This is a genomic window from Streptomyces sp. SID5785, assembly GCF_009870065.1.
Lineage (GTDB): Bacteria > Actinomycetota > Actinomycetes > Streptomycetales > Streptomycetaceae > Streptomyces.
In genome coordinates, this window is sequence record NZ_WWIA01001131.1 from 1 (window position 1) to 6,803 (window position 6,803).

7 protein-coding genes and 1 pseudogene are annotated in these 6,803 nt (G+C 70.1%); 7 read left to right on the top strand and 1 reads right to left on the bottom strand.

All coding sequences use genetic code 11. The annotated features are described in order from the left end of the window. From GTW43_RS36530 to prcA, 6 genes and pseudogenes are all read left to right on the top strand, one after another. Positions 1–388: pseudogene (locus GTW43_RS36530) on the top strand (proteasome ATPase); the annotation flags it as partial. A gap of 258 nt (positions 389–646) precedes the next feature. Beyond that, entirely contained in the window at positions 647–2,158 is a 1,512-nt protein-coding gene (gene dop / locus GTW43_RS36535) for a depupylase/deamidase Dop (RefSeq protein WP_161306269.1), read from the top strand. A 133-nt stretch (positions 2,159–2,291) separates the two neighbouring features. Continuing rightward, positions 2,292–2,510 (top strand): ubiquitin-like protein Pup, encoded by a 219-nt coding sequence (locus tag GTW43_RS36540; protein ID WP_161305191.1) that lies wholly within the window; start codon positions 2,292–2,294, stop codon positions 2,508–2,510. Positions 2,511–2,590: 80 nt separating this feature from the next. Then, positions 2,591–2,827: an endonuclease domain-containing protein gene (locus tag GTW43_RS36545; protein WP_343246164.1), complete on the top strand. Its 237-nt coding sequence runs from the start codon at positions 2,591–2,593 to the stop codon at positions 2,825–2,827. Beyond that, the gene (gene prcB / locus GTW43_RS36550; protein WP_161305190.1) at positions 2,779–3,624 is read left to right on the top strand and encodes a proteasome subunit beta; all 846 of its coding nucleotides are present in this window, start codon (positions 2,779–2,781) and stop codon (positions 3,622–3,624) included. The genes GTW43_RS36545 and prcB overlap by 49 nt, the downstream gene beginning before the upstream one ends. Before the next feature lie 64 nt (positions 3,625–3,688). Beyond that, the gene (gene prcA / locus GTW43_RS36555; RefSeq protein WP_161305189.1) at positions 3,689–4,501 is read left to right on the top strand and encodes a proteasome subunit alpha; all 813 of its coding nucleotides are present in this window, start codon (positions 3,689–3,691) and stop codon (positions 4,499–4,501) included. Between the two features lie 61 nt (positions 4,502–4,562). On the opposite strand, the gene GTW43_RS36560 is transcribed toward prcA, so the two are convergent. Continuing rightward, positions 4,563–5,600 (bottom strand): LacI family DNA-binding transcriptional regulator, encoded by a 1,038-nt coding sequence (locus tag GTW43_RS36560; protein ID WP_161305188.1) that lies wholly within the window; start codon positions 5,598–5,600, stop codon positions 4,563–4,565. A 117-nt stretch (positions 5,601–5,717) separates the two neighbouring features. Between GTW43_RS36560 and GTW43_RS36565 the strand changes: the two genes are divergently transcribed. Continuing rightward, positions 5,718–6,803 (top strand): MFS transporter (locus tag GTW43_RS36565; RefSeq protein WP_161306270.1); only part of this gene is annotated, 1,086 nt, incomplete at its 3' end.

Consider the following 6,803-nt stretch of genomic DNA (forward strand, 5'->3'; position numbering starts at 1 on the left):
CGTGGAGCACATGTACGCGGAATCCGAGGAGAACCGCTTCCTCGAAGTCACGTACGCCAATGGCGACAAGGAAGTCCTGTACTTCAAGGACTTCAACTCCGGCGCAATGATCGAGAACATCGTCGGACGCGCCAAGAAGATGGCCATCAAGGCCTTCCTCGACCAGAACCAGAAGGGCCTCAGGGTCGCCCACCTCCTCCAGGCTTGCATCGACGAGTTCAAGGAGAACGAGGACCTTCCCAACACCACCAACCCGGACGACTGGGCCCGGATCTCCGGAAAGAAGGGCGAGCGGATCGTCTACATCCGCACCCTTGTCACCGGAAAGCAGGGCGCGGACACCGGACGCTCCATCGACACGGTGGCGAACACCGGACAGTACCTGTAAAAGCAGGGTGGCTGCGGGTGCCCGGACCGGGTACCCGCAGCCCACTGTTTTCCAGGCAACAATTCCGGAGCCACACCGCCCGACGTCGGAGCCAAGCAATGACGCAAATGATCTCCCCACCAGCGCAAAGGCGTTCTAGGCTCTTCCATGCCGCCGAGTCGCGCCGTGCGGGGACGGGCACCGCACACGCACCGGAGAACCAGCGGAGGACTTGAGCGCCGCCCCCGACCGAGGGCGCCGCCGGGCAAGGAGGGCCGCATGACCGTACGGCGAGTAATGGGCATCGAGACGGAGTACGGAATCTCCGTCCCCGGACACCCCAATGCCAATGCCATGCTCACCTCGTCCCAGATCGTGAACGCCTACGCGGCGGCGATGCACCGCGCCCGCCGGGCCCGCTGGGACTTCGAGGAGGAGAACCCGCTGCGCGACGCCCGGGGCTTCGACCTCGCCCGGGACAACGCCGACTCCAGCCAGCTCACCGACGAGGACATCGGCCTCGCCAACGTGATCCTGACCAACGGCGCACGGCTCTACGTGGACCACGCACACCCCGAGTACAGCGCTCCGGAGGTCACCAACCCGCGCGACGCGGTCCTGTGGGACAAGGCCGGCGAGCGGATCATGGCCGAGGCGGCGGAGCGGGCGGCCCAGCTGCCCGGCGCCCAGCCGATCCACCTCTACAAGAACAACACCGACAACAAGGGCGCCTCCTACGGGACGCACGAGAACTACCTGATGAAGCGGGAGACCCCGTTCTCCGACATCGTGCGCCACCTGACGCCGTTCTTCGTGTCGCGCCAGGTCGTGACCGGGGCCGGCCGCGTCGGCATCGGCCAGGACGGCCATGAGCACGGTTTCCAGATCAGCCAGCGCGCGGACTACTTCGAGGTCGAGGTCGGTCTGGAGACGACCCTCAAGCGGCCCATCATCAACACCCGCGACGAGCCGCACGCGGACGCCGAGAAGTACCGCAGGCTCCACGTGATCATCGGCGACGCGAACCTCTCCGAGATCTCGACCTATCTCAAGCTCGGCACGACCTCCCTGGTCCTCGCCATGATTGAGGACGGCTTCATCGCCGTCGACCTCGCCGTGGACCAGCCGGTCCGCACCCTGCACGAGGTCTCGCACGACCCCGGGCTGCAGCACCTCATCACGCTCCGTAGCGGCCGGACCCTGACGGCGGTCCAGCTCCAGATGGAGTACTACGAGCTGGCCAGGAAGTACGTCGAGGAGCGCTACGGGGCCGACGCCGACGACCAGACCAAGGACGTCCTGGGCCGCTGGGAGGACGTGCTCGGCCGGCTCGAGTCCGACCCGATGAGCCTGTCCGGCGAGCTGGACTGGGTCGCCAAGCGGGAGCTCATGGAGGGCTACCGCCGTCGCGACAGCCTCGACTGGGACGCGGCGAAGCTGCACCTTCTCGACCTGCAGTACGCGGACGTGCGGGCCGAGAAGGGCCTGTACAACCGTCTGGCGGCCCGCGGCAGGATGAAGCGCATCCTGGACGAGACCGAGGTCGAGCGGGCCCGTACGAAGCCGCCGGAGGACACCCGGGCGTACTTCCGCGGGCGCTGCCTGGAGCAGTACGCGGACGACGTCGCGGCGGCCTCCTGGGACTCGGTGATCTTCGATCTGCCGGGCCACGACTCGCTCCAGCGGGTCCCGACCCTCGAACCGCTTCGCGGAACGCGTAACCACGTGAAGGAGCTGCTGGACCGCTGCCGCACGGCGGAAGATCTGGTCCGCGTCCTGTCCGGCGGCTGAAATACCGGGCGCAGGGGAATCACAGAGGTGGGCCCCGTACGTTGAACAACTGCGGGGCCGATGTCGGACCGGACTTGTAGGGTCTGATCATCACGAACGAGCTGTATCTCGAACCGAGCGGGGTGAGCTGGACATGGCAACCAAGGACACCGGCGGCGGGCAGCAGAAGGCGACGCGTTCCACGGAGGAGGTCGAGGAGCAGACCCAGGACGCCGAGGCCTCCGAGGACCTGAAGGAGCGCCAGGAGAAGCTGAGCGACGACGTCGACTCGGTTCTGGACGAGATCGACGACGTGCTCGAGGAGAATGCCGAGGACTTCGTGCGAAGCTTCGTTCAAAAGGGTGGCCAGTAGGCGCGCTCTGCCTTCGAATCGAAGGCCGTGCGGCTGCTGAATGGATTCTGTGCCGAGTGACCCCCGGATGATGTGCCGATGTGCGGCGCGGCCTCTGCCGCGCCGCACACCGCACCCTCCGTACTCCCTCGGCCGCACATGTGGATCACGGCCGACGGACGGGTAGGGTCCGTGACGTACTGTGCTTCAACTGCAATTCGGCCATCGGCAAGTTGGGGGACGATCCCGACATCAACCGTCGAGCCGCCGACTACCTGGAAGGAAACGCGTGGAAGCCAATTCTCGTGGCACCGGGCGTCTACCGGCTGCCTTCCTGACACCCGGTTCGTCCTCCTTCATGGACTTCCTGGCCGAGCACCAGCCCGAAATGCTGCCGGGGAACCGGCAGTTGCCGCCCACCCAGGGCGTCATCGAGGCCCCGCACGGCACGACGATCGTGTCCGTGACCTTCCCCGGCGGCGTCGTGCTCGCCGGTGACCGTCGCGCCACGATGGGCAATGTGATCGCGCAGCGCGACATCGAGAAGGTCTTCCCGGCGGACGAGTACTCGGCCGTCGGCATCGCCGGCACCGCGGGCCTCGCGGTGGAGATGGTGAAGCTCTTCCAGCTCGAGCTCGAGCACTTCGAGAAGGTCGAGGGCGCCCAGCTCTCCCTGGAGGGCAAGGCGAACCGGCTCTCCACGATGATCCGGTCGAACCTGGGCATGGCGATGCAGGGCCTCGCGGTCGTGCCGCTGTTCGCCGGGTTCGACGTCGACCGTGCGAAGGGGCGCATCTTCTCGTACGACGTGACGGGCGGCCGCAGCGAGGAGCACGGGTACGCCGCGACCGGGTCCGGTTCGGTGTTCGCACGCGGGGCGATGAAGAAGCTCTACCGCGACGACCTGACGGAGGAGCAGGCGACGACCCTGGTCGTGCAGGCCCTGTACGACGCGGCCGACGACGACTCGGCGACGGGCGGTCCTGACATGGCCCGCCGGATCTTCCCGATCGTCACGGTGATCACGGAGGACGGATTCCGTCGGCTGGCGGAGGACGAGTCGTCCGCGATCGCCCGCTCGATCCTTGAGCGGCGTCTGGAGCAGCCGGACGGCCCGCGGGCCGCACTGCTGTGAGTCCTGCCCGGTCCGCCGGGTCGCCCAGTTCACCGAGTCACTGACAGAAAGGGACGGATAGCCGGTGTCGACGCCGTTCTATGTCTCTCCCCAGCAGGCGATGGCCGACCGCGCGGAGTACGCGCGCAAGGGCATCGCACGTGGTCGCAGCCTGGTCGTGCTGCAGTATGCCGATGGCATCGTGTTCGTCGGCGAGAACCCGTCCCGAGCCCTGCACAAGTTCAGCGAGATCTACGACCGGATCGGCTTCGCGGCCGCCGGCAAGTACAACGAGTACGAGAACCTCCGGATCGGCGGCGTCCGCTACGCGGATCTGCGCGGATACACCTACGACCGCGACGATGTGACGGCGCGTGGTCTGGCCAACGTGTACGCGCAGACGCTGGGCACCATCTTCTCCAGCGCGGGCGAGAAGCCGTACGAGGTGGAGCTGGTCGTCGCCGAGGTGGGGGAGTCCGCCGAGGGGGACCAGATCTACCGGCTGCCGCATGACGGTTCGATCGTCGACGAGCACGGCTCGGTGGCGGTCGGTGGCAACGCGGAGCAGATCAGCAGCTTCCTCGACCAGCGGCACCAGGACGGCATGTCGCTGTCCGAGGCGCTGAAGCTCGCGGTGCAGGCGCTGTCGCGGGACACCAACGGGAGCGAGCGGGAGATCCCCGCCGAGCGTCTCGAGGTGGCGGTCCTGGACCGGACACGGCCGCAGCAGCGGAAGTTCAAGCGGATCGCCGGACGGCAGCTGGAGCGGCTGCTCACCGCGGAGGGCGCGGCCGAGGTGTCACGGGCGGCGTCCGAGGCGGTGTCCGACGACACGTCCTCCGACAGCGACCGTGACGCGGAAGCCGGTTCCGACGACGGGTCCGGCGCGGCGGAGTAGTCGGAGGAGTGGTCCGTGGGTGTGCCCCGGCCGGTCGTGGACCGGTCGGGGCACACCTGTGTCAGGGGGCCGTGCGCGGTGGTGGCGCGGTGGAGCCGCGGACGACGAGGCGGACCGGCAGCGCGGAGGTGTCCGGGGTGCGCCGGTCGAGGACGGCGAGGAGGGCGGCCATGCCGCGGGCGCCGAACTCCTCGGCGGGCAGCCGCACCGTGGTGAGTTCGGGTTCGAGGGCGGTGGCGAGCGAGAGGTCGTCGAAGCCGGTGACCGAGAGGTCGTCGGGGATGCGCAGACCCGCTCGACGGGCGGCCTTGTAGGCCCCGGCGGCGAGTTTGTCGTCGTCGCAGACGATCGCCGTGGGTGGTGTGAGGCCGCTGGTGCGCAGGGCGCGGTCGGTGGCGTGCTGGGCGTCCTCGACGGTGAGCGGGCAGCGGACGGTGCGCAGGGTGGTGCCGGGCCGGCCGCGGGTGCGGGCGGACAGTTCGCGGGCGCGCTCGTCGAACGTCCAGGAGTCGACGGCCGAGGCGAGGTGCAGGAAGTCGCGGTGGCCGAGGCCCAGGAGGTGGTCGGTGAGCTGGCGCACGCCGTCGGTGAGGTCGAGGTTGACGGTGGTGGTGGCCGGATCGCCGGGGTCGCTGTCGAGCATGACCAGCGGCAGATCGTCACCGCGCAGGGTGGTGACGGCGTCGGCCGCCATGGAGGAGGCCAGGATGCCGTCGAGGGCCGCGCGCGAGGAGGGGAAGGGGTCGCGGGCGGGCCCGGTTCCCTCGGGCGAGGGGTAGAGCACCACCCCGAAGTCGTGCGCGGCGGCGACGCGGGCCGCGCCCGTGTAGACGCCGGCGAAGAACTCGTTGGTGAGCGCGGGGACGACGAGCAGGGCCGTGCGGGTGCGGCCGAGCCGCAGGTTGCGGGCGGCGAGGTTGGGCCGGTAACCGAGCCGGCGGGCGGCGTCCCGGACGCGCTCCGCGGTGGCGGGGGCGACGCGGCCGCGCCATTTGTCGCCCATGACGAGGGAGACGGCGGCCTGCGAGACGCCCGCCGCGCGGGCCACGTCCCGGCTGGTGGGGCGGGTGGCCGCCGTGCCGTCGGTGCCGCTGGTCACTGGTGCCTCCGTGTCGTTCCTGCTCCGGTGCCCGACGGTATCGGGTGGCTGTCGGGGGCGGGCGCGTGGTACGTATGACGACGCGACGTTATACGTAAAACGTGAGGGGGCGGGTCGATGGCCGCGGGGTACGCGGAGATCCTCAGGGCGCGGCACGCGATGAGGCTGTTGTCGGGCACGCTGGTGGGCCGGCTGCCGAACGCGACGGCGGCGATCGCCATCGTCCTGTTCGTCCGGGACGAAGGCGGCACCTACAGCCTCGCGGGTGCGCTGGCCGCGGTGTACGGCGTGGCGAACGCGGTCGGGCAGCCCCTGCTCGGGCGCCTGGTCGACCTGCGCGGACAGCCGCGCGTCCAGCTGCCCGCGGCGGTCCTGTCCGCGCTGGCGATGACGGCCTTCGCGCTGGTGGGCACCGGGTCGCTCGTGGCGGCGTACGCCGCGGTGGCGGCCGCCGGACTGTGCACACCGCCGCTGGAGGGCGGACTGCGCGCCCTGTGGCCGAGCGTGCTGCCGCGCGCCGACCAGGTGCACGTCGCCTACGCGATGGACGCCATCGCCCAGGAGGTCATGTTCACCGTCGGACCGCTCCTGGTGACCGTGTGCGTGTCCCTGTGGTCGGCGCAGGCGGCCCTGGTGGTCCTCAACGTCGTCGGGGTGCTCGGCGCCCTGTCGGTGGTCATGTCCGCACCCTCGCGCACGTGGCGCTCCGCGCCCCGCGAGGCCCACTGGCTCGGTGCGCTGCGCTCCCCGGGCCTGCTCGCGCTCCTGTCGGCGTTCCTGTTCGTCGGCCTCGCGCTCGGCTCGATCACGGTCGCCGGCGTCTCCTACGGGGACGAGCACGGCGGCGACGCGGTCTACGGCTGGATGATGGCCGCACTCGGGCTCGGCGCACTGGTGGGCGGCACCGTCTACGGCGCGCGGCAGTGGAGTGGCGCCCCCGAGCGGCGACTTCGGGGGCTGGTGGCGCTCCTCGCGCTGTTCTACGCGCCGTTGGCGCTGATGCCCGGTCCGGTGGCCATGGTGGCGCTCTCGGCGCTCGCCGGTGTGTTCCTCGCGCCGTGCATCGCCTGTGCGTTCATCGTCGTGGACCGGCACGCCCCGCAGGGCACCGTGACGGAGGCGTTCTCCTGGCTCGTGACGACGTTCACGGTCGGCGGCAGCGTGGGCACGGCGGTCGCCGGCCCGGTCGTGGAGTGGGGCGGA